1 protein-coding gene and 1 pseudogene are annotated in these 536 nt (G+C 51.1%); both read right to left on the reverse strand.

All coding sequences use genetic code 11. From position 1 onward, the window contains the following. The coding region (gene rsfS / locus ACTHUR_RS17600) for a ribosome silencing factor (protein ID WP_440400013.1) at positions 1 to 361 on the reverse strand (361 nt) is incomplete at its 3' end. Positions 362 to 419: 58 nt separating this feature from the next. After that, positions 420 to 536 (reverse strand): annotated as a pseudogene (locus tag ACTHUR_RS17605) (nicotinate-nicotinamide nucleotide adenylyltransferase); the annotation flags it as partial.

The following is a 536-nucleotide window of genomic DNA, read 5'->3' on the forward strand; positions in this document are numbered from 1 at the left end:
GCATACCGGCGTGGAAACTCGGTTTTTCTCCGCCCCACAAGGTGTCGATGTCGTAGAAGTCGCGCACGGCAGGGAGCATGACGTGGACAACGAGGTCGCCTGCATCGACAAGCGTCCATTCGCCGCTGTCGCCTTCGGTGCTGAGGATTTCAAAACCGGCTTCTTTCAAATCGACGGCAACGTTGTTGGCCAATGCTTTGACTTGGCGTGTGCTGTCGCCGCTGGCAATAATCATACGGGCGAACAGGGAGGTTTTGTCTTGGGTTTCCAAAACAGAGATGTCTTTGGCTTTAATGTCTTCGAGGGCGTTTACGGCCACTTCGACCATTTTTTGCAGGTCTTGCAATTCTTGTTCGTTCATTATTTTCCTAGTTGAAATGTTTTCAGACGGCATTATAGCTTATCTGCCTGAATAAACGCTATTTTTCATAGAGTTTGTGTTGGCGGATGTATTGGGCGACGGGTTGTGGCAGGCCGTCTGAATGGTGCGTTTTGGCGAGATTGGCGCGGATTTGGGTGGAGCTGGTGTTGTGCAG

The sequence above is a fragment of the Neisseria sp. P0021.S007 genome (genome assembly GCF_051956855.1).